A 24,404-nucleotide genomic window follows, 5' to 3' on the forward strand; every position below is an offset into this window, starting at 1 on the left:
AGGTCTTGAGGAGAAGCAGAGATGGCCGGCGCAAAAGAGATACGTAGTAAGATCGCAAGCGTCCAAAATACGCAAAAGATCACTAAAGCGATGGAAATGGTCGCCGCCTCCAAAATGCGTAAAACGCAGGATCGCATGGCGGCCAGCCGTCCTTATGCAGAAACCATGCGCAAAGTGATTGGTCACCTTGCTCTTGGGAATCTGGAATATAAACACCCGTACCTGGAAGAGCGCGACATTAAGCGCGTTGGGTATCTGGTGGTTTCTACCGACCGTGGTCTGTGTGGTGGCTTGAACATTAACCTGTTCAAAAAACTGCTGACGGATATGAAAAGCTGGAGCGAAAAAGGCGTTGAAGTTGATCTCGCGCTGATTGGTTCTAAAGCGGCATCTTTCTTTGGTTCTGTGGGCGGCAATATCGTTGCACAGGTAACCGGTATGGGTGATCACCCTTCCCTGTCTGAATTGATTGGGCCGGTAAAAGTGATGTTGCAGGCTTATGATGAAGGGCGTCTGGACAAATTGTATGTGGTGAGCAACAAGTTCATCAATACCATGTCTCAGGAACCTCAAATCCTTCAGTTGTTGCCTCTGCCACCGTCTGATGATGGCGAGTTGAAGAAGAAATCATGGGATTACCTGTACGAACCCGATCCTAAGGCGCTGCTGGATACCTTGCTGCGTCGTTATGTGGAATCTCAGGTTTATCAGGGCGTCGTGGAAAACCTGGCCAGTGAGCAGGCCGCTCGAATGGTTGCGATGAAAGCCGCAACTGATAACGGCGGTAGCCTGATCAAAGAGCTGCAGTTGGTATACAACAAAGCTCGTCAGGCCAGCATTACCCAAGAGCTCACCGAGATCGTCGGTGGAGCCTCCGCGGTTTAAGCTAGGTTTTACGAATTACGTAGAGGATTCAAGATGGCTACTGGAAAGATTATCCAGGTTATCGGCGCTGTGGTGGACGTCGAGTTCCCGCAAGATGCCGTGCCTAAAGTGTATAACGCACTTGAGGTGAAAGGCGGTGCCAAATTGGTACTGGAAGTTCAGCAGCAGCTAGGCGGCGGCGTTGTACGCTGTATCGCTATGGGTACTTCTGACGGTCTGCGTCGCGGACTGGACGTTGTTGACCTGGAGCACCCGATTGAAGTCCCAGTAGGTAAGGCGACCTTGGGTCGTATTATGAACGTACTGGGTGAGCCAATTGATATGAAGGGTGATATCGGCGAAGAAGATCGCTGGGCTATTCACCGTGAAGCTCCAAGCTACGAAGAACTGTCTAACTCGCAAGAACTGCTGGAAACCGGTATCAAAGTAATGGACCTGATTTGCCCGTTCGCTAAGGGCGGTAAAGTCGGTCTGTTCGGTGGTGCGGGTGTTGGTAAAACAGTAAACATGATGGAGCTGATTCGTAACATCGCAATCGAGCACTCAGGTTACTCTGTATTTGCCGGTGTGGGTGAGCGTACTCGTGAGGGTAACGACTTCTACCACGAAATGACCGACTCCAACGTATTGGATAAAGTATCACTGGTTTATGGCCAGATGAACGAGCCACCAGGAAACCGTCTGCGCGTTGCGCTGACCGGCCTGACTATGGCTGAGAAGTTCCGTGACGAAGGTCGCGACGTACTGCTGTTCATCGATAACATTTACCGTTATACCTTGGCCGGTACTGAAGTATCAGCACTGCTGGGTCGTATGCCTTCAGCGGTAGGTTATCAGCCAACGCTGGCGGAAGAGATGGGCGTTCTGCAAGAACGTATCACCTCTACGAAAACCGGTTCAATCACTTCTGTTCAGGCCGTTTACGTACCTGCGGATGACTTGACTGACCCATCACCAGCAACCACCTTTGCTCACTTGGACGCAACCGTGGTACTGAGCCGTCAGATCGCTTCTCTGGGTATCTACCCAGCCGTTGACCCGCTGGATTCCACCAGCCGTCAGCTGGATCCACTGGTTGTGGGTCAGGAACACTACGACGTGGCTCGTGGCGTGCAGTCTATTCTGCAGCGCTACCAGGAACTGAAAGATATCATCGCGATTTTGGGTATGGACGAACTGTCCGAAGACGACAAACTGGTCGTTGCTCGTGCGCGTAAAATCCAACGTTTCCTGTCTCAGCCATTCTTCGTTGCTGAAGTCTTTACCGGTTCTCCGGGCAAGTTCGTCTCGCTGAAAGATACCATCCGTGGTTTCAAAGGCATTCTGGATGGTGATTACGATCATCTGCCAGAACAGGCGTTCTACATGGTTGGCACCATTGAAGAAGCAGTGGAAAAAGCCAAGAAACTGTAACGCCTTGAGAGGAGGTTGATATGGCTATGACTTACCATCTGGACGTTGTCAGCGCAGAGCAAAAAATGTTCTCTGGGCTGGTGCAAAAAATCCAGGTGACAGGTAGTGAAGGTGAGCTAGGGGTATTCCCTGGTCACGCCCCGCTGCTTACTGCCATTAAGCCTGGCATGGTGCGTATTGTTAAACAGCACGGTGAAGAAGAGTTCATCTACCTGTCCGGCGGTATCCTTGAGGTACAACCGAGCTCGGTAACTGTGTTGGCTGATACCGCCATTCGTGGTCAAGACCTCGACGAGGCGCGAGCGATGGAATCTAAGCGTAAAGCGGAAGAACACATCAATAACTCGCACGGCGATGTTGACTATGCTCAGGCATCAGCGGAATTGTCCAAAGCGATCGCGAAACTTCGCGTTATCGAATTGACCAAGAAAGCGATGTAAGCAGACTCCAAATAGAAAAGCGGCTGAAAGGCCGCTTTTTTTTATTCTGAAAATAAGACTTTCCCCAGAGCAAAACCCGCCTAAACGTTGTGCAATTAACCTATTATTTGTCTCTGTTCGCAGACATATTTTCCCATTCTGCGCTCTGTTATTTATTATGTGTCTATTCCGCAGCCGGCGCGGCTTGCGAAAGTTTTGTGCTGAGAAATATGTAGTAATTCTGTTATCAAACAGGTTTACTTTGCCCATCAATTTGAATGAATCAGGTTGCTTATGTCTAACAGTTCTTTAAGCGTCGTCATCCTTGCTGCTGGCAAGGGGACTCGAATGTATTCCGATCTTCCTAAAGTGCTTCATCCGCTGGCTGGAAAGCCAATGGTTCAGCATGTTATCGATACGGCCCTTAAGTTGGGTGCACAGAACGTGCATCTGGTTTACGGTCACGGTGGAGATCTGCTCAAAGAAAAACTGTCAGACCAGCCGCTAAATTGGGTGTTACAGGCAGAACAGTTGGGTACTGGTCATGCGATGCAGCAGGCCGCTCCTCACTTCTCTGACGACGAAGATGTTTTGATGCTGTATGGCGATGTGCCTCTGATTTCAGGGGAAACACTGCAACGTTTGTTAGCCGCTAAACCGCAAGGTGGAATTGGTCTTCTTACCGTTAAGCTCGTTGATCCTACTGGCTATGGTCGTATCGTGCGTGAGAATGACAATGTTGTTGGCATTGTGGAGCATAAAGATGCCACGGCTGAGCAGCACAAAATCAATGAAATCAACACCGGAATTTTGGTGGCCAGCGGACGCGATCTGAAACGTTGGCTGGGCAAACTGGATAACAATAATGCGCAGGGTGAATACTACATCACAGATATCATTGCCCTAGCGCATCAGGAAGGAAACAAAATCGAGGCTGTCCATCCCGATCGTTTAAGCGAAGTTGAGGGGGTTAATAACCGTCTACAACTGTCAGCACTTGAGCGCGAATATCAGTCCGAACAAGCTCAGAAACTGCTATTAGCGGGTGTTATGCTGCTTGACCCATCTCGTTTTGACCTGCGCGGCGAGCTTATCCATGGGCGTGATATTTCTATTGATACCAACGTGATTATCGAAGGTACCGTTAAGCTTGGCGATCGCGTACGTATTGCGACGGGTTGCGTATTGAAAGACTGCGTTATTGGTGATGACTGCGAAATCAGTCCTTACACCGTCATCGAAAATGCCACGCTAGCCGCTGAATGTACCGTTGGACCCTTTGCTCGTCTGCGTCCAGGCGCTGATTTGGCTGAAAAAGCGCATGTTGGTAACTTCGTAGAAATGAAAAAAGCACGCTTGGGCAAAGGCTCAAAAGCAGGGCACCTTTCCTATCTGGGTGATGCTGAAATCGGCGATAACGTGAATATCGGTGCTGGCACCATTACCTGTAATTACGATGGCGCCAATAAGTTTAAGACCATTATTGGTGACGATGTGTTCGTTGGATCGGATACTCAACTGGTGGCTCCTGTCACTATCGGTAACGGTGTCACGATTGCTGCGGGTACCACAGTGACTAAAGACGTAGCGGAAAAAGAGCTGGTCTTAAGCCGCGTGAAGCAAACACATATCCAAGGCTGGAAGCGTCCAGTAAAGAAATAATCGCCAAATAAGATAGGTTATCCCCGTTAGACACGGTTGATGATTACCTCAGTAATCTGTTTTGCACTGTGCCTTGATCACTCAGGGCACAGAACAAAACCAGCAGTAAAAAATAATATCCCCAAAGGGGAATCGCTCCAATCTCTACAGGCTCGGAGCAAAAAATCAGATCGTACGGACATCGACAGAACAGCAAACGAACTGCTGTTCTTGTTATAGGAATCAAACACTATGTGTGGAATTGTTGGCGCAGTTGCGCAGCGTGATATTGCAGAAATCCTGTTAGAAGGTCTGCGCCGTTTAGAATACCGGGGTTACGACTCTGCGGGTTTGGCGGTGGTAGATAATCAGGGACATATGCAACGTATCCGCCGCGTCGGAAAGGTTCAGGCATTAAGTGATGCCGTCGTTGATAGTCCAATGACCGGAGGCACCGGCATTGCGCATACTCGTTGGGCAACTCATGGTGAACCAACGGAACAAAATGCTCACCCGCATGTTTCTGAGCATATTGGCGTGGTGCATAACGGTATTATCGAAAACTACGAATCACTGCGTACCTTATTGATTGAGCGTGGCTATCACTTCACCTCTGAAACTGACACCGAAGTTATTGCTCATCTGACGCACTGGGAACAACAGCAGTCAGGTGGTTCGTTGTTAGAAGTGGTTCAGCGCGTTATCCCTCAACTGCGCGGTGCATATGGCACTGTGGTAATGGATGGTCGTCATCCCGATGTTCTCGTAACTGCACGTTCCGGTAGCCCACTGGTCATCGGCTGCGGTATGGGCGAAAACTTTATTGCTTCCGATCAGTTGGCGTTGCTGCCAGTGACTCGCCGCTTTATCTTCCTCGAAGAGGGTGATATTGCTGAAGTGACTCGCCGTACGGTGAAAGTTTTCGATAAAGACGGTAATGCTGTCGAGCGTGCCGAAATTGAATCCAACGTACAGTACGACGCTGGTGATAAAGGCGCATATCGCCACTACATGCAAAAAGAGATTTATGAACAGCCACTAGCAATTAAAAATACGCTGGAAGGTCGTTTCAGCCATGGCAAAGTCGATCTGAGTGAGCTAGGCGAAAAAGCAGACACGCTGTTGGCGCAAGTAGAGCACATCCAGATTATCGCATGTGGTACTTCATACCATTCAGGAATGGTCGCGCGTTACTGGTTTGAATCTTTGGCCGGTGTGCCTTGTGATGTTGAGATCGCTTCTGAATTCCGCTATCGCAAATCTGCGGTACGTAAAAATAGCCTCATTATTACGCTGTCCCAGTCTGGTGAAACCGCAGATACACTGGCGGCGTTGCGCTTATCGAAAGAAATTGGTTATTTAGGATCTTTGGCTATCTGCAACGTGGCGAGCTCATCTCTGGTTCGTGAGTCAGATTTAGCGCTCATGACCAAAGCGGGTACTGAAATTGGCGTTGCCTCTACCAAAGCTTTTACCACTCAGCTAACCGTACTGTTGATGCTGGTGGCGCGTATTGGCCGTTTGCACACGATGCCTGAAAAGGTTGAACAGGATATCGTTCATGCGCTGCAAGCACTGCCTGCACGTATTGAGCAGATGCTGTCGATGGATCAAGGTATTGAAGATCTCGCCGAAGATTTTATGGACAAGCAACATGCACTGTTCTTGGGGCGTGGCGATCAGTATCCCATCGCTATGGAAGGGGCTCTGAAGCTAAAAGAGATCTCTTACATTCACGCGGAAGCTTATGCTGCAGGTGAGTTGAAACATGGGCCGTTAGCGTTAATTGATGCTGATATGCCAGTGGTAGTGATTGCACCGAACAATGAACTGTTGGAAAAATTAAAATCCAACATTGAAGAGGTTCGCGCACGCGGTGGCTTGCTGTATGTCTTTGCTGATAAAGATGCCGGTTTCACCGATAGCGAAGGTATGCGAATCATTTCATTACCGCATGTGGAAGAGGTGATAGCGCCAATCTTCTATACCGTGCCGCTACAGTTGCTTTCCTACCATGTTGCGCTGATTAAAGGGACTGACGTCGATCAGCCTCGAAATTTGGCGAAGTCTGTGACCGTAGAGTAACCATTCCACAAGCCCCGTACGCGGGGCTTTTTCTTTCGTGTTCAGATACAAATATTTCACCTGTCACAAAACTGTCATATTCCATACATTTTAGTGTCATCAAACTGCCTTATTTTCCCTCCTGCACCATACTTAAACTTGATTGTTCACACAGTAGCTGATGAATAACACTCCCTGTGGAGGGAATATGAAGCCGATGCGTTCCTTGGTTGTAACTAAAAAGATGGTTACCAATAAGACTGTTGCTGCCATTGTTGCTGCAACCTGCTCTCTGACTACGATGTCTGCATTTGCCGCTACCAGCTTGACCGGTGCCGGTGCCACCTTCCCTGCACCTGTTTATGCCAAGTGGGCTGATACCTACCAGAAAGAAACTGGTAATAAAGTTAACTATCAAGGTATTGGTTCTTCCGGCGGCGTTAAGCAAATCATTGCTAAAACCGTTGATTTTGGTGCTTCCGATGCGCCTCTGACCGATGACAAATTAGCCGCTGATGGGCTATTCCAATTCCCTACCGTGATCGGTGGTGTGGTTCTGGCAGTGAATATTCCTGGTTTGAAATCAGGTGAACTGACTCTGGACGGTAAGACGCTGGGCGATATCTATCTGGGTAACATCAAAAAGTGGAATGACCCAGCTATCACGAAATTAAATCCGGGGCTGAAACTGCCTGATACCAATATTGCCGTCGTTCGCCGTGCCGATGGTTCCGGTACTTCTTACGTATTCACCAACTATCTGGCAAAAGTAAATCCAGATTGGAAATCTAAAGTTGGCGCGGGTTCTACGGTTAACTGGCCAACCGGTTTAGGCGGTAAGGGTAACGACGGCGTGGCCGCGTTTATTCAGCGTCTGCCTGGTTCTATTGGTTATGTGGAATATGCCTACGTTAAGCAAAGCAAACTGGCTTACACCAAGTTGATCTCGGCTGATGGCGACGCAGTACTGCCAACGGAAGAGAGCTTTAGCAATGCGGCTAAAGGTGCTGACTGGAGTAAATCCTTTGCTCAAGACCTAACCAACCAGAAAGGTGCTAATGCATGGCCGATCAGCTCAACGACGTTCATTCTGGTGCATAAAGAGCAACAGAAGCCAGAGCAGGGCGAAGCAGTACTGAAGTTCTTTGATTGGGCATACAAAAACGGTGGCAAAGAAGCCAGCGCTCTCGACTACGCTCCGCTGCCGAGCTCCGTTGTTGAGCAGATCCGTGCTGCTTGGAAAACCAATGTAAAAGACAGTTCTGGTAAAGCATTGTACTAATGTTTCATCCGCTTCCAGAGCTGATGTTCTGGAAGCGGAACTCTAGTTTAAGAAGAGAATCGCATGGCTGATCATCCGTTATCTAAGCCTTCGTTGCCCAAGAAAGAATCAAAAATAAAACCACCGAGCAAGAACGGTGACGTTATCTTTGGTGCGCTAGTTAAACTAGCTGCACTGATTACCCTATTGCTGCTGGGCGGCATCATTGTTTCGTTGTTTATCGCGTCGCTGCCGAGTATTCAGAAGTTTGGTTTTTCCTTCCTGTGGTCCAAAGAGTGGGACGCTCCGGCCGAACAATTTGGTGCGCTGGTTCCGATTTACGGCACTATCGTCACCTCGATTATTGCTCTAGTGATTGCGGTTCCTGTGAGTTTTGGTATCGCCCTGTTTCTGACGGAATTGGCTCCTAATTGGTTGCGCCGTCCTTTAGGCGTGGCGATTGAGCTGTTGGCAGCCATTCCAAGTATTGTATATGGCATGTGGGGGCTGTTCGTATTTGCTCCTCTGTTTGCCGAATATTTTCAAACGCCAGTAGGCGACGTTTTATCGGGTATTCCCATTGTCGGTGAGCTGTTTGCTGGTCCTGCGTTTGGTATCGGTATTCTGGCTGCGGGTGTGATCCTCGCCATTATGATCATTCCTTATATCGCTGCAGTTATGCGCGATGTGTTTGAGCAGACACCGGTGATGATGAAAGAGTCTGCTTATGGTATTGGCTGTACGACATGGGAAGTGATGAGTCGCATAGTGCTTCCGTTCACCAAAAATGGAGTGATTGGCGGCATCATGCTAGGGCTCGGTCGTGCGCTGGGTGAAACCATGGCGGTTACTTTTGTGATTGGTAATACCTACCAGTTAGACAGTGCTTCATTGTTCATGCCTGGTAACAGTATTACTTCGGCGCTGGCAAATGAATTTGCCGAGGCTGAATCTGGCTTGCATACCGCTGCGCTTATGGAGCTGGGGCTGATTCTGTTTGTCATTACGTTCATCGTGCTGGCACTGTCTAAACTGATGATTTTACGTCTTGATAAGAATGAGGGACGTTAATATGGCGACGATTGATATGCATGACGCACAGTCTCTGGCTAATTCACGCCGCAAAATGCAGGCATGGCGTCGCCAGAAAAACCGCATCGCGCTGTTTTTATCGATGGCAACCATGGCATTTGGCTTATTCTGGCTGGTGTGGATCCTCTTCTCAACCATAACCAAAGGCGTAGATGGCATGTCCATTGCGCTCTTCACCGAAATGACGCCGCCACCCAATAGCGAAGGCGGTGGTTTGGCTAATGCTATCGCGGGATCCGGTTTGCTGATCCTATGGGCAACGGTGATTGGTACTCCGCTGGGGATTATGGCGGGTATCTATCTGGCTGAGTATGGACGCAAAGGCTGGCTGGCTAACTTTATTCGCTTTATTAACGACATCTTGCTGTCTGCACCTTCCATCGTGGTTGGGTTGTTCGTTTACACCATTGTGGTGGCCAAAATGCAGCACTTCTCCGGCTGGGCCGGCGTGATTGCGTTGGCTCTATTGCAGATCCCCATTGTGATCCGTACCACCGAGAACATGCTTAAACTGGTGCCGGATAGCCTGCGTGAAGCGGCTTATGCGCTAGGAACACCTAAGTGGAAGATGATCTCAGCGATTACGCTGAAAGCATCGGTTTCCGGCATTATCACGGGAGTTCTACTGGCGATTGCGCGTATTGCCGGTGAGACTGCGCCGCTGCTGTTTACATCGCTCTCCAACCAGTTTTGGAGCACCGATATGTCACAGCCGATTGCGAACCTCCCGGTCACCATATTTAAGTTTGCCATGAGCCCGTTTGCCGAATGGCAACAGCTGGCTTGGGCTGGGGTATTACTGATAACCCTCTGTGTTCTTTTACTGAATATTTTGGCGCGCGTCGTTTTTGCTCAGAAGAAGCGCTAAGCAACAGCACTAATAATTGCAGGCGTGGCTGCTCCAAAGGGAAATGCGGCGCCGTGAAAAAGAGAGATAAGAGATGAGTATTGTTACAGACACGACCAACAGCAAAATTCAGGTTCGCGATCTTAACTTCTACTACGGTAAGTTCCACGCGCTGAAAAATATCTCGCTGGATATCGAAAAGAACAAGGTAACCGCGTTTATCGGTCCATCAGGCTGTGGCAAATCTACCCTGCTGCGTACCTTTAACAAAATGTTCCAGCTGTATCCAGAGCAACGCGCAGAAGGCGAAATCTTGCTGGATGGGCAAAATATTTTGACCGATAACTCGGATATTGCGCTGCTACGTGCCAAAGTCGGTATGGTGTTTCAGAAGCCTACGCCGTTCCCGATGTCTATCTACGACAACATTGCCTTTGGCGTGCGTTTGTTTGAAAAGCTGTCTCGCGCTGAAATGGATGAGCGAGTGCAGTGGGCGCTGACAAAAGCGGCATTGTGGAATGAGTCAAAAGATAAACTGCACCAGAGCGGCTATAGCCTGTCCGGTGGGCAGCAACAGCGTCTCTGTATCGCGCGTGGTATTGCCATTCGGCCAGAAGTTTTGCTGCTCGATGAACCCTGCTCGGCGTTGGATCCAATCTCCACCAGCAAAATTGAAGAACTGATCACTGAGTTGAAAGAAGACTACACCGTGGTGATCGTGACACACAACATGCAGCAGGCAGCACGCTGCTCGGATCATACCGCTTTTATGTATCTGGGCGAGCTGGTGGAATTTAGTGATACTGACACCCTATTTACCGCTCCGGCGCAAAAGCAGACCGAAGATTATATTACTGGCCGCTACGGCTGATTACGGGACTTATCATGGATAATTTAAACTTAAATAAACATATCTCCGGTCAGTTTAACGCCGAGCTCGAGCACATCCGTACTCAGGTTATGACGATGGGAGGGATGGTTGAACAGCAGCTTTCAGACGCGATTACTGCGATGCATAACCAAGATGGTGAGCTAGCTAAGCGCGTTATTGAAGGTGATAAAAAAGTTAACATGATGGAAGTGGCGATCGACGAAGCCTGTGTGAAGATCATCGCGAAGCGCCAGCCCACAGCCAGTGATTTGCGCTTGGTGATGGCTATCATCAAAACTATCTCTGAGCTGGAACGAATCGGTGACGTTGCGGATAAAATCTGTCGTACCGCGTTGGAGAAATTTTCCCACCAGCATCAACCGCTGCTGGTAAGCCTTGAGTCATTAGGGCGGCACACCGTACAAATGCTTCATGATGTGCTGGATGCCTTTGCGCGCATGGATTTGGACGAAGCCGTTCGTATCTATCGTGAAGATAAAAAAGTCGATCAGGAATATGAAGGCATTGTGCGCCAGTTGATGACGTACATGATGGAAGATACGCGCACCATCCCAAGCGTGCTGACCGCACTGTTCTGCGCCCGTTCGATTGAGCGTATTGGTGACCGTTGCCAGAATATCTGTGAGTTCATTTTTTACTTCGTTAAAGGGCAGGATTTCCGTCACCTAGGTGGTGATGAATTGGATCAGCTGTTGGCGAAGGATGGAAATAAGCCGAGTTGATGTAAGGGATAGTGTACCAATCGTACATATAACCCCTGTGTGTGGTTTCGTTTGCCTGTCTATGCCGAATTGTCGTGGCAGGTTACGTCCACTTTTAAGCATTGTTTTTCTATGTAATGACCGCGTCCGTGTCGGAGGGCTCAATTGCCGCCCTCCGACGCCTCGGCTTGGCACCACCTCTACAGCCCGCTGCGCGGGTGCCCTCATTTCATCATTCTGGTCTTAACGGAACGAACGGCAATCTCCATCCTGGCTCCTCCGTTCTTTCTCAACACAGTTCATTCTCTTACAACAAAATCATCTATCCATATCCTCTAATATTATTTCCAGTTCTATGTTGATTGGGCGTAATTTAACCCTGTCGCTAAAAAATAAAGCAGCAAAAACATACTTCTGGGCAAAATATTTTAGGAGCTTCTTCATGAAACAACGCGTTCTCGTACTTTCCCTGCTGGCCAGCCTCTCCGCTGTTTCTGGTTTTGCTCATGCTGATAAACTCGATGATATTCAAAAAGCAGGTGTGGTTCGTGTCGCGGTGTTTGATAGCAATCCACCGTTTGGCTATGTTGACCCGCAAACGAAGAAGCTGGTGGGCTATGACGTCGATGTTGCTGATGCTATTGGGAAAGCGTTAGGGGTGAAAGTTGAACTACGCGCCACGAATCCCGCCAACCGAATTCCATTGTTAGCGTCCAAGAAAGTCGATTTGATTGCTGCAAACTTCACTATCACGCCAGAACGTGCCAAAGAAGTGAATTTCAGCGTGCCTTATTTCCGTACTGGGCAAAAATTTATTGCTCGCAAAGGTGTACTGAAACAGCCTGATGATATCGCTAAGCTGCGCATTGGCGCAGATAAAGGCACCGTGCAGGAAATTACACTGCGCGATAAATATCCTACGGCAAAAGTGATTTCATACGACGATACCCCGCTGGCTTTCGCAGCCCTGCGTAACGGTAACGTACAGGCAATTACTCAGGATGACGCTAAATTAGTTGGGCTGCTGGCAAATGTTCCCGATGCGGCTAAAGCTGATTTTGAAATATCACCATTTAGCATAACCAAAGAATATCAAGGTATTGGCTTGCCGAAGGGCGAAGATCGTCTGACGGATAAAGTGAATACTGCACTGGAAGATTTGGAAAAAGATGGGCAAGCCGAGAAGATTTACGATCGCTGGTTTGGACCAGAAACTAAATCTGCTCAGCCGCGTGGCGATTTTAAAATCGGCCCGGTAGAAACCAGTAAATCATAATTAAAGAATAAGTGCGGCTGCGCTGCTGTGTCTAGGCGTGGTCGCATTTCTATTTTTGGTTGGTGAGTATTATGAACGGGCAATCTTTTTACGATTTTATTCTCGCGCCGCAATATCTACACTGGCTATGGTCAGGTTTTCTCATCACGTTGGTTATTTCAGCCTGTACCATTGTGCTATCTACAATTTTAGGACTGATTTTAGCGGCCCTGCGCGATAGCTCATCACGCTGGCTTAGTTTGCCTGTCATCGCCTACAGCTCTGTTTTTCGTAATACTCCTCTGCTTGTTCAGCTTTTTTTCTGGTACTTCGGTGCAGGTCAACTCCTACCTGCCGTTGTGATGCAGTGGCTAAATACGCCTCATGAGTGGATGTTTGATGGATGGACGCTCGCGTGGCCATCGTTTGAGTTTTTGGCCGGTTTAGTTGGCCTAACGCTGTATTCCGCAGCGTTTATTTCTGAAGAGATCCGCGCAGGGATTCGCGGTGTGGCAAGTGGACAAAAACAGGCGTCTCAGGCTTTAGGGCTTAGCCTTTGGCAAAGTATGCGATATGTGGTGCTGCCACAGGCGGTGAAAATTGCACTACCGCCCTTACTAGGGCAGTACATGAATATTATCAAAAACTCATCCCTTACGATGGCTATTGGTGTGGCTGAGCTTTCATATGCTTCGAGGCAGGTTGAAACCGAAACGCTAAAAACGTTTCAGGCCTTTGGTGTCGCAACGTTGTTATACGTACTGATTATTGCTCTGATGGAAGGTTGGGGAATGTGGCATCAGCAGCGTCGTCGGATGCAGGAGCGTTATTAAAATGGATTTCACCATTATTCATGACAACCTCAGCTATTTGCTGTGGGGACAATTTCCCGATGGCCCTTTAGGGGGCGCGGCATTAACGCTGTTGATGAGCCTTATTGCTGGTCTAGCTTCTGCGATATTAGGCACTTTGCTTGGGGTGTCCTTAGCGATGTCGCGTGGTTGGCTAGGTGCGGTATTGGCTACTGTGCTGGGCTTTTTCCGCGCAATCCCAGTCATCATGTTGATATTTTGGACTTATTTTTTGCTGCCAATCGTATTTGGTGTCGATATTCCGGAAATCACTACCGTTGTCTGTGCGCTGGCGCTGATTGCTTCTTCGTATTTAGCTCATGCGGTAGCGGCGGGTATCCATGCTGTGGGGCGCGGGCAGTGGCAAGCTGGCCTTTCTCTGGGGCTCAATCGCTGGCAGGTTTTAGGTAATGTCGTGTTACCTCAGGCGCTGAGAATGATGGTGCCGTCGTTTATTAATCAATGGATTTCACTAATTAAAGATACTTCTCTGGCCTATATCGTTGGCGTGGGTGAGCTGACATTTTTGGCGACACAGGTAAACAACCGCAGCATGGTATACCCAATGGAAGTCTTTATGTTTGTGGCTGGCGTTTACTTTGTGATGTGTCTGGCTTTGGATCTCGCCGCTAATCACTTGAGCCGGCGTTTTACGTCACAAAACGTGGTGGTAAAACGCCGCTGGTGGCAGTTAAAACCCGCGCTGCCTGCAAGTTAAGGCCGTTAATGCATCATTAGCTACTTGGTCAGTGACCAGCCTCTTGCGCGCCATAACTCAGGTAATTGGCGAAGATCGTCAAAAGAGGTAACGAGCGGGTGCTCAATGACTGGGTTATGAGCATCACCACAATAATAAAACACGGGAATACCCGCTGCGATACCTGATTGGACGCCTGATGGGGAATCATCAACCAGAATACACGCTTTAATATCTACGCCCATTTCGTTGGCCGCGTGGAACATAAGGTCTGGGTCTGGTTTCCAACTCTGAATATCGTAGCCGCTATACAATCGGTCACCAAAATAGTCCAACATGCCGGTTGAGCCCAATGAGTTCTGCATTTTGCTGACGGGGCCGTTGGAGGTGGTGCACATGGGTACTGTAATTTGCGCCAATAGCGATTCTGCATGGGGAATCGGTTTTAGCTCGGTTTTAAACAGGCGCGCAACTTCATCGCGGTAAATCTGTTCCATCTCGTCACGATCTGATTCGAACTCATGTTCCTGCTTGATTCGCTCGATGATCTCATACAGCTTAACGCCTTTAAACTCTTTAAAAACGCGATCCAATGACAGATGTACACCGTAATGAGCGAACATATGAACGTAGGCTTTGCTGCACAGGTATTCGCTATCTACCAGCGTGCCGTCGCAGTCGAAGAAAATACAGCTGATGGGTGTCATTGGGCTTCCTTGTTTTCATGGCAGACGGCAAGCTTGTGTTGCCGTCGTCAGAGATAAACCAGCGCCCAGTTTAATCGCTTGGGGAAGAAAAGCGAGTTTCTGTAAATGCAAAGCGGTCTACGTCAAATAACCCTAAGCTTGTTAGCTTCAGTGATGGAATGACAGGCAACGATAAAAATGCCATCTGAATAAAGGGTTCGTTGAGCGTGACGCCGCAGGCGCGGCAGGCGGCTTTCAAATGGGTAATATCATCGGCGATGTCTGCGGCTGATTTATCGCTCATTAATCCTGCGATAGGCAAAGCCAGATGGCTTTTTACTTCCCCCTCGTCGGCTACGCAGAGTCCGCCGCCGTTTGCGATTAGCTGATTTACGGCCACTGCCATATCACGCGGATGATGACCGATCACCACGATATTATGACTGTCGTGGCTTACCGTTGCCGCCATAGCTCCGCGTTGTAATCCGAAGTTTTGCAGCAGTCCCAGCGCTGGTGCTTTTTGATGACCGTAACGTTCCATTACGGCGATATGACATACGTCGTCGTGATCAAATTTTTCTCCGAGCCAGATAACCGGCAGTGTGCAGGTGATGAGTTCGTTCGGGATAATCTGAATCGCGCGGTAGCTAGCGCCGACCTCCAGCGGTAGTGCAAGTTCCGCTGCGTTAACAGGGTTTCGGCGAATCGTATTTTGCACTGGCGGTTGGGTTTGCTGGTGTTTCTGTTCACAGGTTTCTTTCAATCGCTGTGCGTCCACGACCTTGCCACCCACAATGACCTGCTGGATTGCAACCTGTTGTACATTGGAAAGTAATACGATATCGGCTCTTTTCCCTGGTGCTATCAGGCCTAGACGTTTTAAACCAAAATGACGAGCCGCTGACCAGCTTGCGACGCGGTAAGCCACGTGAGCAGGAATATTATGCTGATTAATCAGACGATGAATCAGTGCATTGATATGTCCTTCATGGGCGATTTCCCAAGGGTTACGGTCATCGGTACACAGCATGCATTGTGGGCTACTGAATTCAGAAATTAACGGTGCTAGCGAATCCAGATTTCGTGCCGCTGAACCTTCACGGATCATTAACGCCATACCGAGTGACAGTTTTTCGCGACCTTCTTGTAACGCCAAGGTTTCATGGCAGTTTTCGATACCCGCAGCGAGATAGCCATTGAGATTTTTGCCGCTTAGCATTGGGCTATGCCCATCTAACGTCAAATGGCGGAAAGCGTCGAGCTTATCCATAATGTCGGCATCACCGGCAATCACGCCGGGAAAATTCATCATTTCTGCCAAACCTAGCACATGAGAATGATCGCGATATTTAAGCATCTCACTTAATGGGAACTCAGCACCATTGATGTCGCTACCCGACAGCGCCGGTACGCATGAACTGATCTGAACAAACTGGTTTTGTTGCGCCTGTTCCGCACAGCGTAAAAACCATTCCAATCCTTGTTCACCCATGACATTCACAATTTCATGGGGATCGCAGACGATGCTGGTTACTCCAAGAGGTAGAGTGGCGCTCTCAAACGTCACCGGCGTCATCATGCTGGATTCGATGTGCAGGTGGGAATCAATAAAACCGGGAACTGCAACCGCATTGTTTGCATCAATTCGCTTATGGGCAACGGCACTTGCGTAGGCTGGGCCAACACCAGCAATGCTGTTATTACAAATGACGATTGGGCCGGATATTTCCCCTCCATTTATCAGGTCGAGGATGCGAACATTGTCAATAATGCAGTCGGCAGCCTCATCACCGCGTGAAACCGCCAGAAGGCGGATCATTTCTTCGCGCGAAAGCGATTGCGTATGTTTATTATTAATGCTTTCCATGCGAATTTACCTTTATTGAAAATGGTTTTATCATTTTGATATTAAAGTGTTTTTATTGATTGTGACTGATTATATGACGCCGTAAATAGGTCTACGTGATATGGCTCACTAAATTGGTGAGTAAAAAAACATCTCGAAATATGTGTGATGGGGATCATTATTTGGCACTTTTGGTATAGGATACTCTCCCAAAGCCAATATCCATCCGGATTTAATAGAATGAATAATTCAACTTCAAACTCTGCCCAAGGGCAGGGGCTTTTTGAGCGTGTCTTCAAGTTGCAGGAGCATGGTACCACTGCAAAAACTGAAATGATCGCCGGTATCACGACGTTTTTGACGATGGTATATATCGTTTTCGTTAACCCGCAGATTCTCGGTGCTGCAGGTATGGATACTCAGGCCGTGTTTGTTACGACCTGTCTGATTGCCGCTTTCGGTAGTATTTTTATGGGGTTACTGGCTAATTTGCCGGTGGCCTTGGCTCCTGCTATGGGGCTGAATGCCTTCTTTGCTTTTGTCGTCGTCGGTGCCATGGGATTGACGTGGCAAGTGGGTATGGGCGCTATTTTCTGGGGCGCCGTGGGCTTATTGTTGCTAACGATTTTCCGTATTCGTTATTGGATGATTGCTAATATTCCAATGAGCCTGCGTGTAGGGATCACCAGCGGTATCGGCCTGTTTATCGCCATGATGGGGCTGAAAAATGCTGGCATCATCGTATCGAATACTGACACTTTGGTTGCCGTTGGAAATTTAACGTCTCACAGTGTTTTACTTGGTGCATTGGGCTTCTTTATTATCGCCATCCTGTCATCCCGCAACTTTCACGCCGCAGTATTAGTATCCATTGTCGTCACTACGCTTATCGGCTGGGCTTTGGGCGATGTGCATTATACGGGGCTGTTCTCGATGCCGCCGAACGTAACTAGCGTGGTGGGTCAGGTCGATTTGGCGGGAGCGCTGAATGTTGGTCTAGCTGGGGTGATTTTCTCCTTCATGCTGGTAAACCTGTTTGACTCATCGGGCACATTGATTGGCGTGACCGATAAAGCTGGTTTGACGGATAAAAACGGCAAGTTTCCGCGCATGAAACAAGCGTTATACGTGGATAGTATCAGCTCCGTCGTCGGCTCTTTCTTCGGAACCTCATCCGTTACCGCCTATATCGAAAGCACCTCTGGTGTTTCTGTCGGTGGTCGTACTGGCTTAACGGCCGTAGTTGTGGGGATTCTATTCCTGCTGGTGATATTCCTTTCGCCACTGGCTGGTATGGTTCCTGCGTATGCCGCTGCTGGTGCGCTGATTTATGTTGGCGTATTGATGACGTCGAGCTTGGCTCGCGTGAAGTGGGATGACCTGACCGAAGCGGTACCTGCATTTATCACTGCGGTGATGATGCCGTTTAGCTTCTCGATCACCGAAGGTATCGCGCTTGGCTTTATTTCTTACTGCATTATGAAATTAGGCACAGGCCGCTGGCGTGAAATCAGCCCATGCGTGGTGATTGTTGCGCTGTTGTTTGTGCTGAAAATTGTTTTTGTTGACGCGCATTAATGACTCGCTAGCCTTAACCTCCCCTATAAGGGGAGGTTTAATGCATCAGCCCACGCGACGCACATAATCTGCAAATGCTGAGAGCTGTTTGCCTAAGAATTCGATGGTTGAAGTATCTGTTAGTGTACCCTTCTGTTCATCCACTTTATTCTGAATCACTCCCCCCATAAACTCTGGTTTATTCATGACTTGGCAGTCCAAGAACACCAAAATCTGACGTAGGTGATACTGACACCGCGCACCGCCAATGGGGCCCATAGAGCTGGTCTGGATGGCGACAGGTTTACCTGCTAGTGGCTGATTGGGTAAGCGAGAAATCCAATCGATCGCGTTTTTAAGTCCGCCAGGAACGGAGTAGTTATATTCTGGCGTCACGATAATCACGCCGTCTGCCTGACGGATTTCTTCGGCGATAGCTTCAATTTGAGCAGGGAAACCTTCATCTTGCTGAAGATCAGCATCGTAGAGAGGAATATCGCGAATGGAAGGCAGCGCTTCGATAGTTACGTCTTTAGGTGCAAGGCCGGGGAGCGCGTTTGCGACAATCGCATTATAGGAACCTTTACGTAGGCTACCCAATAAAGTAACAATTTTCAGTGGCTTATCTGACATAAGTTCTCCATTTCTTGATGTAATATAATCGAACTTCACTGAAGTCATCTTAGATCAATAATCAATCATAGAGTAGATAAGTTGATATCAGACTTATCATTCACAGGGTTTGTATTGGTGAATGACTGGTAAAGCGTAAGTAGGTGGTGGATTCTTTTAGCTCTGTATTTTTCTCTGCTGTGATATTTATTAGCTGATTATTTTTATCCATTAACCAGTAACTAAGCTGTCCAAGCGTAGGTGATTTACTGCATGCCCAAGCAATTTCACCCTGTATCGCACTAATGGTCTCGACCTGGGGTGTTGCTGTTGAACGTAATTTTCCCGCGCTAGGCTGAAGACGTAGAGTTTGTAAGCCGCTGGTTCCTAGCCCCGATATCTTAAGCACTGATTCGCGAATGGCCCAAAGCTGCGTTGTGGCCTCTAAACGATCGGCCTGTCCATCGATCCAAATCTTTTCGCTGCTGGTAAGATGTTGCTGTTGAAGGTGAATAAATCCGCCCTGACGTGCGCGAATAACTTCAACGTCCATGCCGACTTTTCCATTGGAGCCTAGCATGACTGCAACGACGCCACCGGCATACCCGAGGCTAAAATCTGGCAGCGTAGGATCAACAAAACAGGGTCTACCGCTCGGGGCAATGGCTAAGCGCGGTAGCTTTTCGTAACCGTATAGTTGAAACATGAGTTCTGCAAGTAGCGCGCGGCCATGCAGAAATCGTTCACGACGTTTGGGTGAATAGTGTAGTGATGTGGCAATCAGATCTTCGGTAAGACGATAAACGTCTAAGGGGCGGTTGGATAGATACCACCAAGCAAAATGATTCTCCATAGTCGCTCCCTGATTTACGGATGAATTGGTGTAAGAATGCTACCTAATAACTATAGCGTAAGCGTTTCTGGTCTCTGGATTATTTATCTAAGCAGAGTATTTAGTCACTCGATTTTATGTGAACTGTGCGGCAGCGCACTGATTAAACTAACAAATTCATCGTTAGCGCTACGTAAGCCCAATGGCATATTGGTCAGCGGAAAATGAAATGGGAATGAGGAGTTATGATGCAAAAGAAGGATTAAGCGGGGAGTCGCTTGGCTAATTTTATTAGTACTCGCCATTCTTCTACACAACAGCCCTCTAGGTGAGTGGTTCTCACATCTTGAGATATTACAGCGATGGATAAGTGTACATGGGTGGATAGGAATTATCGCTTATGTATTGTTGTTTGTTATTGCCTCACTGTTTTTGTTCCCCGGTAGTGTGTTAGTGATCGCTGGGGGCATTGTTTTTGGTACGTTTTATGGAACGATCATCTCATTGTTTGCGGCAACGTTATCCTCTTCGCTCTCTTTTTTGCTGGCTAGATATCTTGGCCGCTCATGGTTGTTACAGCGTTTTAGTGGAAATGAAAAATTTGAGCAGATAGAGCAAGGTATTCAGCGTTATGGTGTCGATTTCTTGATTTTTACCCGCTTAATTCCGCTATTTCCATACAATATTCAAAACTATGCTTACGGTTTAACGGGAATTCCTTTTTGGCGTTACTGTATGATTTCGTGTCTGACCATTCTGCCAGGAACGTTTATTTTTACTTTGATGGCGAGCGAGTTAGCTGAAAATGGCGTGACGTTAGAAGTAACGATGAAGTTGGTTCTTTGCGGAGTGGTTCTGTTTGTTTTAACACAAATAACGCGCAGGGTTTTCAGCAAACGATTCGCTAAATAGTAAAACCCGCCGATGGCGGGTTTTTAAGCAGAAGTGATCACTTACCAATACAGAAGCTAGAGAAAATCCTTCCTAGCAAATCATCAGACGTGAATTCACCGGTAATCTCACTCAGAGCCTGCTGGGCGAGCCGTAGCTCTTCAGCCAGTAATTCACCTGCATAGGCGCTCAATAGCTGCTCCTTGCCTTGTTCAAGGTGCTGAGCAGCGGTTTCCAGTGCCTGTAAGTGACGACGGCGGGCCAAGAACCCTCCCTCCATATTGCTGGTGAATCCCATGCTTTGTTTTAGATGATCGCGTAATACATCGATACCTTCGCCGGTACGAGCGGATAATCTGATTAGTGAGTAACCATTCACTTCGTTGAGTCCCAGCGTTTCTCCCGTCACATCTGCTTTGTTGCGCACGACGGTAATCGGCAGCGTTTTAGGAAGTCGAGCCATAAATTCTGGCCAGATAGTCGCAGGTTCAATCGCATCGGTGGTGGTACCATCCACCATAAACAATACGCGATCAGCCTGTTCGATCTCGTTCCAAGCACGTTCGATACCAATACGTTCAACTTCGTCGCTTGCTTCGCGTAGTCCTGCGGTATCAATAATATGCAATGGCATGCCGTCGATATGGATATGTTCACGTAAGACGTCGCGGGTCGTTCCGGCAATATCGGTCACGATAGCCGCTTCGCGGCCTGCGAGTGCGTTCAACAGACTGGATTTACCGGCGTTAGGACGACCAGCAATCACCACCTTCATCCCTTCGCGTAATAAACTGCCTTGGCGTGCTTCGGCGCGTACCGCCTGAAGCTCCCCCATAACATCGTTAAGCTGAGCTTCAATTTTTCCATCGGAGAGAAAATCGATTTCTTCATCAGGAAAGTCGATAGCGGCTTCAACGAAGATACGCAGATGCGTTAATGCTTCAACCAGCTGATTAACACGATTAGAGAAGGCGCCTTGCAGCGAATTTACCGCAGAGCGGGCTGCTTGCTCAGAGCTGGCATCGATCAGATCGGCAATCGCTTCGGCTTGTGCTAAATCCAGTTTGTCGTTGAGGAATGCGCGCTCAGAGAACTCTCCGGGGCGAGCGATTCGTACATTTGGCATCAGAAGAATGCGTTTCAGTAGCAGATCGAGAATGACAGGCCCGCCATGCCCTTGCAACTCCAGCACGTCTTCACCGGTAAATGAGTTTGGGCCAGGGAAATACAAGGCAATTCCTTGATCCAATACGCTGCCGTCAGCGTCTTTAAACGGCAGGTAATCTGCGTAGCGTGGCTTAGGTAACTTGCCGAGCAATGCCATAGCGACTTCTTTCGCCTGACGTCCAGATACACGCAGAATGCCTACGCCGCCGCGTCCAGGGGGGGTTGCCTGAGCAACGATGGTGTCGGATTGGCTCATAGTCATACTCTCTTGTTACAAAATTAAATGCGTACCATAAAAAAAGGCGGTCAATTGACCGCCTTACTCAACTCAAATCATCGCGTGGATTATGATTTTTTCTTGTCGCGGCTGTGTAGGCCACGTTTCTCAAGACCACGGTAGATCAGCTGTTGCTGGAGGATGGTCACCAGGTTGCTGACGATATAGTACAGCACCAGACCTGATGGGAACCACAGGAAGAACACCGTGAAGATGACAGGCATAAACGTCATAATCTTCTGCTGCATCGGGTCAGTGACTGTGGTTGGCGACATCTTCTGAATGAAGAACATCGTGATACCCATCAGAATTGGCAAGATGTAGTACGGGTCTTGTGCAGCCAAGTCATGGATCCACAGCGCAAATGGAGCCTGACGCAGTTCTACTGAGCCCATCAGCATGTAATACAGTGCCAAGAAGATTGGCATCTGGATGACGAGCGGTAGACACCCACCCAGTGGGTTAACTTTCTCTGACTTGTACAGCGCCATCATTTCTTGGCTCATGCGCTGTTTGTCATCACCAATGCGTTCACGCATTGCCGCCAGTTTTGGCTGCAACATACGCATTTTCGCCATGGAGGTGTACTGCGCTTTAGTCAGCGGGTACATGATGCCACGAACGATGAAGGTAATAACGATAATCGAGAAGCCCCAGTTACCGATAAAGCTGTGAATGAATTTTAGCAGCTTAAACAGTGGCTGAGAGATGAACCATAACCAGCCGTAGTCTACGGTCAGATCCAAATGCGGCGCCACGGCAGCCATATCACTCTGGATTTCAGGACCGACCCACAGCGTTGCGTTCAGGTTTTTCTCAGTGCCTGGTGCAACAACAACCGGCTCTCCTTTAAAGCCAATCGCTGACAGTCCATTACCCAGATTAGCGGTATAGAACTGGTTAGTGCTGTTGGTTTGCGGGATCCACGCAGTAGCAAAGTACTGTTGCAGCATCGCAACCCAGCCACCTTTCGTCGTGATATTCAGCGGGTCTTTATCAAACGCATACTTCTGATACTTATCATCGCTTGAAGAGTACGCCGCACCACGGAAGGTGTGCAGTGCAAAGTTGCTGCTGCCTGTGTCACGGTGTTTAGGCAAATCAATAGATTGCTTCAACTGACCGAACAGAGTCAGATCCAGCGGCTGTGCGCTGCTGTTCTTAACTTTATAGTCCACGCCGATAGCATAGTCACCGCGTTTGAGAACGAAGGTCTTGGTATAGACCACACCGTCTTTCGCCGTGTATGTCAAAGGAATGCGCAGCTCGTCCTGACCGTTAACCAATTCAAAATTGGTTTGATCAGCGGTGTACAGTGGACGGTCACCGTTAGCTGGATTATCTGGACCATTTTTACCTGTCAGACCGCTTTGAGCCTGATAGATGAAATCTGGGGTGGTTTCTAACAGCTCAAATGGCTTATCAGAACCTAAAGTAGCTGGATACGCTAACAGGTTAGCCTGTTCGATATCACCACCACGGGTGTTAATGGTTAAAGACAGAACATCAGTCTTAACCGTAATCAGTTTACCCTGGCCACTTTCTGGCACAGCCTGACTAGATGCATCGGCTGTCGTGGTGTTCGCGGTCTGTCCTGCGGTCTGAGCGGTAGGCTGCGGATTGTTATCCGTTTGCCATGCTTGCCAGATCATGAAAGACACGAACAGCAGAGCGATGAGGAGTAGATTGCGTTGCGAATCCATCTTAATGTTCTCTGTTATCGTCAGTTTTCGGCGGCACGGGATCATCACCACCTGGGTTCAAAGGGTGGCATTTTAATACGCGTTTCAGTGTCAACCAACTGCCTTTTATCATTCCAAACCTGCTCAATGCCTCAATTCCGTACTGTGAGCAGGTTGGTCTGAAACGACAATGTGGTCCGAGCAGCGGACTAATGAAAAGCTGATACCCGCGTATCAGCTTTATTAGGATACGCGAGCTTGCCGACAATGACGACGCCATAACTTTTCCAAAATCTCTGTCAGCGCCCGATTATCGAGCTCCTGAACCCCTTTTTTAGCAATTACCACAAAATCCATGGCAGGCAGCGAATGTTGGCTTAAACGGAAGCTTTCGCGCGTTAAGCGCTTAATCCGGTTACGCTCATGCGCACGCTTGACATATTTTTTAGCGACTGTAAGACCGATGCGGGGATGCCCCAGCGTGTTCATACGGCCGAGTATGGTAATTTGAGGAGTGCCGGCTCGTTGCGGTTGCTGGAAGACGAAATTGAAATGATTGGGAGTTAACAAACGTAACTCCCTAGGAAATGCTAGCTTAACCACAGAGGGTTAGCTTTATTACTTAGAAACGGTCAGACGAGTACGGCCTTTCGCACGACGGCGGGCCAGAACCTGACGACCATTCTTGGTTGCCATACGAGCACGGAAACCGTGTGAACGGTTACGTTTCAATACGGACGGTTGGAAAGTGCGTTTCATAGCGATTTCTACCTAAACTTAAATAATTACTGATCAGTAAACGCGTTTGGCTACTCGGCGTGAGAACGACCGACGCC

Annotated in this window: 24 protein-coding genes; 15 read left to right on the plus strand and 9 right to left on the minus strand. The window is 48.5% G+C overall.

Features of this window, described 5'->3' with window-relative positions; translation table 11 throughout:
• Positions 1 to 21: 21 nt before the first annotated feature.
• From atpG to HMPREF3091_RS08425, 13 genes are all read left to right on the plus strand, one after another.
• A complete protein-coding gene (atpG, locus tag HMPREF3091_RS08365) occupies positions 22 to 885 on the plus strand; it encodes a F0F1 ATP synthase subunit gamma (RefSeq protein WP_004093911.1) in 864 nt (287 codons plus the stop codon).
• A 33-nt stretch (positions 886 to 918) separates the two neighbouring features.
• On the plus strand, positions 919 to 2,298 hold the full coding sequence (gene atpD, locus HMPREF3091_RS08370; RefSeq protein ID WP_004093912.1) for a F0F1 ATP synthase subunit beta: 1,380 nt from the start codon (positions 919 to 921) through the stop codon (positions 2,296 to 2,298).
• A gap of 20 nt (positions 2,299 to 2,318) precedes the next feature.
• Entirely contained in the window at positions 2,319 to 2,738 is a 420-nt protein-coding gene (locus HMPREF3091_RS08375) for a F0F1 ATP synthase subunit epsilon (RefSeq protein ID WP_004093913.1), read from the plus strand.
• A 273-nt stretch (positions 2,739 to 3,011) separates the two neighbouring features.
• Positions 3,012 to 4,379 carry a bifunctional UDP-N-acetylglucosamine diphosphorylase/glucosamine-1-phosphate N-acetyltransferase GlmU gene (glmU, locus tag HMPREF3091_RS08380; RefSeq protein ID WP_004093914.1) on the plus strand — a complete coding sequence of 456 codons (1,368 nt, stop codon included), beginning with the start codon at positions 3,012 to 3,014 and terminating at the stop codon, positions 4,377 to 4,379.
• 231 nt (positions 4,380 to 4,610) lie between these two features.
• On the plus strand, positions 4,611 to 6,443 hold the full coding sequence (gene glmS, locus HMPREF3091_RS08385; protein WP_070715323.1) for a glutamine--fructose-6-phosphate transaminase (isomerizing): 1,833 nt from the start codon (positions 4,611 to 4,613) through the stop codon (positions 6,441 to 6,443).
• A gap of 223 nt (positions 6,444 to 6,666) precedes the next feature.
• A complete protein-coding gene (pstS, locus tag HMPREF3091_RS08390; RefSeq protein WP_008815710.1) occupies positions 6,667 to 7,704 on the plus strand; it encodes a phosphate ABC transporter substrate-binding protein PstS in 1,038 nt (345 codons plus the stop codon).
• A 63-nt stretch (positions 7,705 to 7,767) separates the two neighbouring features.
• Entirely contained in the window at positions 7,768 to 8,754 is a 987-nt protein-coding gene (pstC, locus tag HMPREF3091_RS08395) for a phosphate ABC transporter permease PstC (protein WP_004093917.1), read from the plus strand.
• A gap of 1 nt (position 8,755) precedes the next feature.
• Entirely contained in the window at positions 8,756 to 9,643 is an 888-nt protein-coding gene (gene pstA, locus HMPREF3091_RS08400) for a phosphate ABC transporter permease PstA (protein WP_070715325.1), read from the plus strand.
• Between the two features lie 73 nt (positions 9,644 to 9,716).
• A complete protein-coding gene (gene pstB / locus HMPREF3091_RS08405; RefSeq protein ID WP_004093921.1) occupies positions 9,717 to 10,493 on the plus strand; it encodes a phosphate ABC transporter ATP-binding protein PstB in 777 nt (258 codons plus the stop codon).
• 14 nt (positions 10,494 to 10,507) lie between these two features.
• Positions 10,508 to 11,236, plus strand: coding sequence for a phosphate signaling complex protein PhoU (gene phoU / locus HMPREF3091_RS08410; RefSeq protein ID WP_004093937.1), 729 nt, complete (start codon positions 10,508 to 10,510; stop codon positions 11,234 to 11,236).
• A gap of 421 nt (positions 11,237 to 11,657) precedes the next feature.
• Complete coding sequence (locus HMPREF3091_RS08415) at positions 11,658 to 12,491, plus strand: ABC transporter substrate-binding protein (protein ID WP_070715326.1); 834 nt, start codon at positions 11,658 to 11,660, stop codon at positions 12,489 to 12,491.
• A gap of 71 nt (positions 12,492 to 12,562) precedes the next feature.
• Complete coding sequence (locus HMPREF3091_RS08420; protein WP_070715328.1) at positions 12,563 to 13,303, plus strand: amino acid ABC transporter permease; 741 nt, start codon at positions 12,563 to 12,565, stop codon at positions 13,301 to 13,303.
• Position 13,304: 1 nt separating this feature from the next.
• On the plus strand, positions 13,305 to 14,039 hold the full coding sequence (locus HMPREF3091_RS08425) for an amino acid ABC transporter permease (RefSeq protein ID WP_070715330.1): 735 nt from the start codon (positions 13,305 to 13,307) through the stop codon (positions 14,037 to 14,039).
• A gap of 20 nt (positions 14,040 to 14,059) precedes the next feature.
• Here HMPREF3091_RS08425 and yieH read toward each other — a convergent pair whose 3' ends face one another.
• Together yieH and adeD are read right to left on the minus strand one after the other, a co-directional pair.
• Positions 14,060 to 14,725: a 6-phosphogluconate phosphatase gene (gene yieH / locus HMPREF3091_RS08430; RefSeq protein ID WP_070715332.1), complete on the minus strand. Its 666-nt coding sequence runs from the start codon at positions 14,723 to 14,725 to the stop codon at positions 14,060 to 14,062.
• 70 nt (positions 14,726 to 14,795) lie between these two features.
• The gene (adeD, locus tag HMPREF3091_RS08435) at positions 14,796 to 16,571 is read right to left on the minus strand and encodes an adenine deaminase (RefSeq protein WP_070715334.1); all 1,776 of its coding nucleotides are present in this window, start codon (positions 16,569 to 16,571) and stop codon (positions 14,796 to 14,798) included.
• Between the two features lie 219 nt (positions 16,572 to 16,790).
• Between adeD and HMPREF3091_RS08440 the strand changes: the two genes are divergently transcribed.
• Positions 16,791 to 18,128, plus strand: coding sequence for an NCS2 family permease (locus tag HMPREF3091_RS08440; RefSeq protein ID WP_070715337.1), 1,338 nt, complete (start codon positions 16,791 to 16,793; stop codon positions 18,126 to 18,128).
• A 45-nt stretch (positions 18,129 to 18,173) separates the two neighbouring features.
• Here HMPREF3091_RS08440 and HMPREF3091_RS08445 read toward each other — a convergent pair whose 3' ends face one another.
• Positions 18,174 to 18,740 (minus strand): NADPH-dependent FMN reductase, encoded by a 567-nt coding sequence (locus HMPREF3091_RS08445; protein WP_070715339.1) that lies wholly within the window; start codon positions 18,738 to 18,740, stop codon positions 18,174 to 18,176.
• A gap of 100 nt (positions 18,741 to 18,840) precedes the next feature.
• Positions 18,841 to 19,572, minus strand: a complete 732-nt coding sequence (locus HMPREF3091_RS08450) for a 4'-phosphopantetheinyl transferase family protein (protein ID WP_004093957.1) — start codon at positions 19,570 to 19,572, stop codon at positions 18,841 to 18,843.
• A gap of 384 nt (positions 19,573 to 19,956) precedes the next feature.
• Here HMPREF3091_RS08450 and HMPREF3091_RS08455 point away from each other — a divergent pair, with 384 nt between their 5' ends.
• Entirely contained in the window at positions 19,957 to 20,463 is a 507-nt protein-coding gene (locus tag HMPREF3091_RS08455) for a TVP38/TMEM64 family protein (protein WP_371328680.1), read from the plus strand.
• A gap of 37 nt (positions 20,464 to 20,500) precedes the next feature.
• Here the strand turns inward: HMPREF3091_RS08455 and mnmE are convergent, their stop codons facing one another.
• The 5 genes from mnmE to rpmH form a co-directional block, all read right to left on the minus strand.
• On the minus strand, positions 20,501 to 21,865 hold the full coding sequence (gene mnmE / locus HMPREF3091_RS08460; protein ID WP_070715343.1) for a tRNA uridine-5-carboxymethylaminomethyl(34) synthesis GTPase MnmE: 1,365 nt from the start codon (positions 21,863 to 21,865) through the stop codon (positions 20,501 to 20,503).
• Between the two features lie 89 nt (positions 21,866 to 21,954).
• Positions 21,955 to 23,589, minus strand: a complete 1,635-nt coding sequence (gene yidC, locus HMPREF3091_RS08465) for a membrane protein insertase YidC (RefSeq protein WP_008815723.1) — start codon at positions 23,587 to 23,589, stop codon at positions 21,955 to 21,957.
• Position 23,590: 1 nt separating this feature from the next.
• Positions 23,591 to 23,848, minus strand: coding sequence for a membrane protein insertion efficiency factor YidD (gene yidD / locus HMPREF3091_RS22150; RefSeq protein WP_008815724.1), 258 nt, complete (start codon positions 23,846 to 23,848; stop codon positions 23,591 to 23,593).
• A complete protein-coding gene (gene rnpA / locus HMPREF3091_RS08470; protein WP_004093963.1) occupies positions 23,812 to 24,171 on the minus strand; it encodes a ribonuclease P protein component in 360 nt (119 codons plus the stop codon). Before rnpA ends, yidD begins: the two co-directional genes overlap by 37 nt.
• Positions 24,172 to 24,186: 15 nt before the next feature.
• Positions 24,187 to 24,327, minus strand: a complete 141-nt coding sequence (gene rpmH, locus HMPREF3091_RS08475) for a 50S ribosomal protein L34 (protein ID WP_004093983.1) — start codon at positions 24,325 to 24,327, stop codon at positions 24,187 to 24,189.
• Positions 24,328 to 24,404: the final 77 nt, after the last annotated feature.

It is taken from the genome of Hafnia sp. HMSC23F03, from assembly GCF_001816025.1.
Taxonomy (GTDB): Bacteria; Pseudomonadota; Gammaproteobacteria; order Enterobacterales; family Enterobacteriaceae; genus Hafnia; species Hafnia paralvei.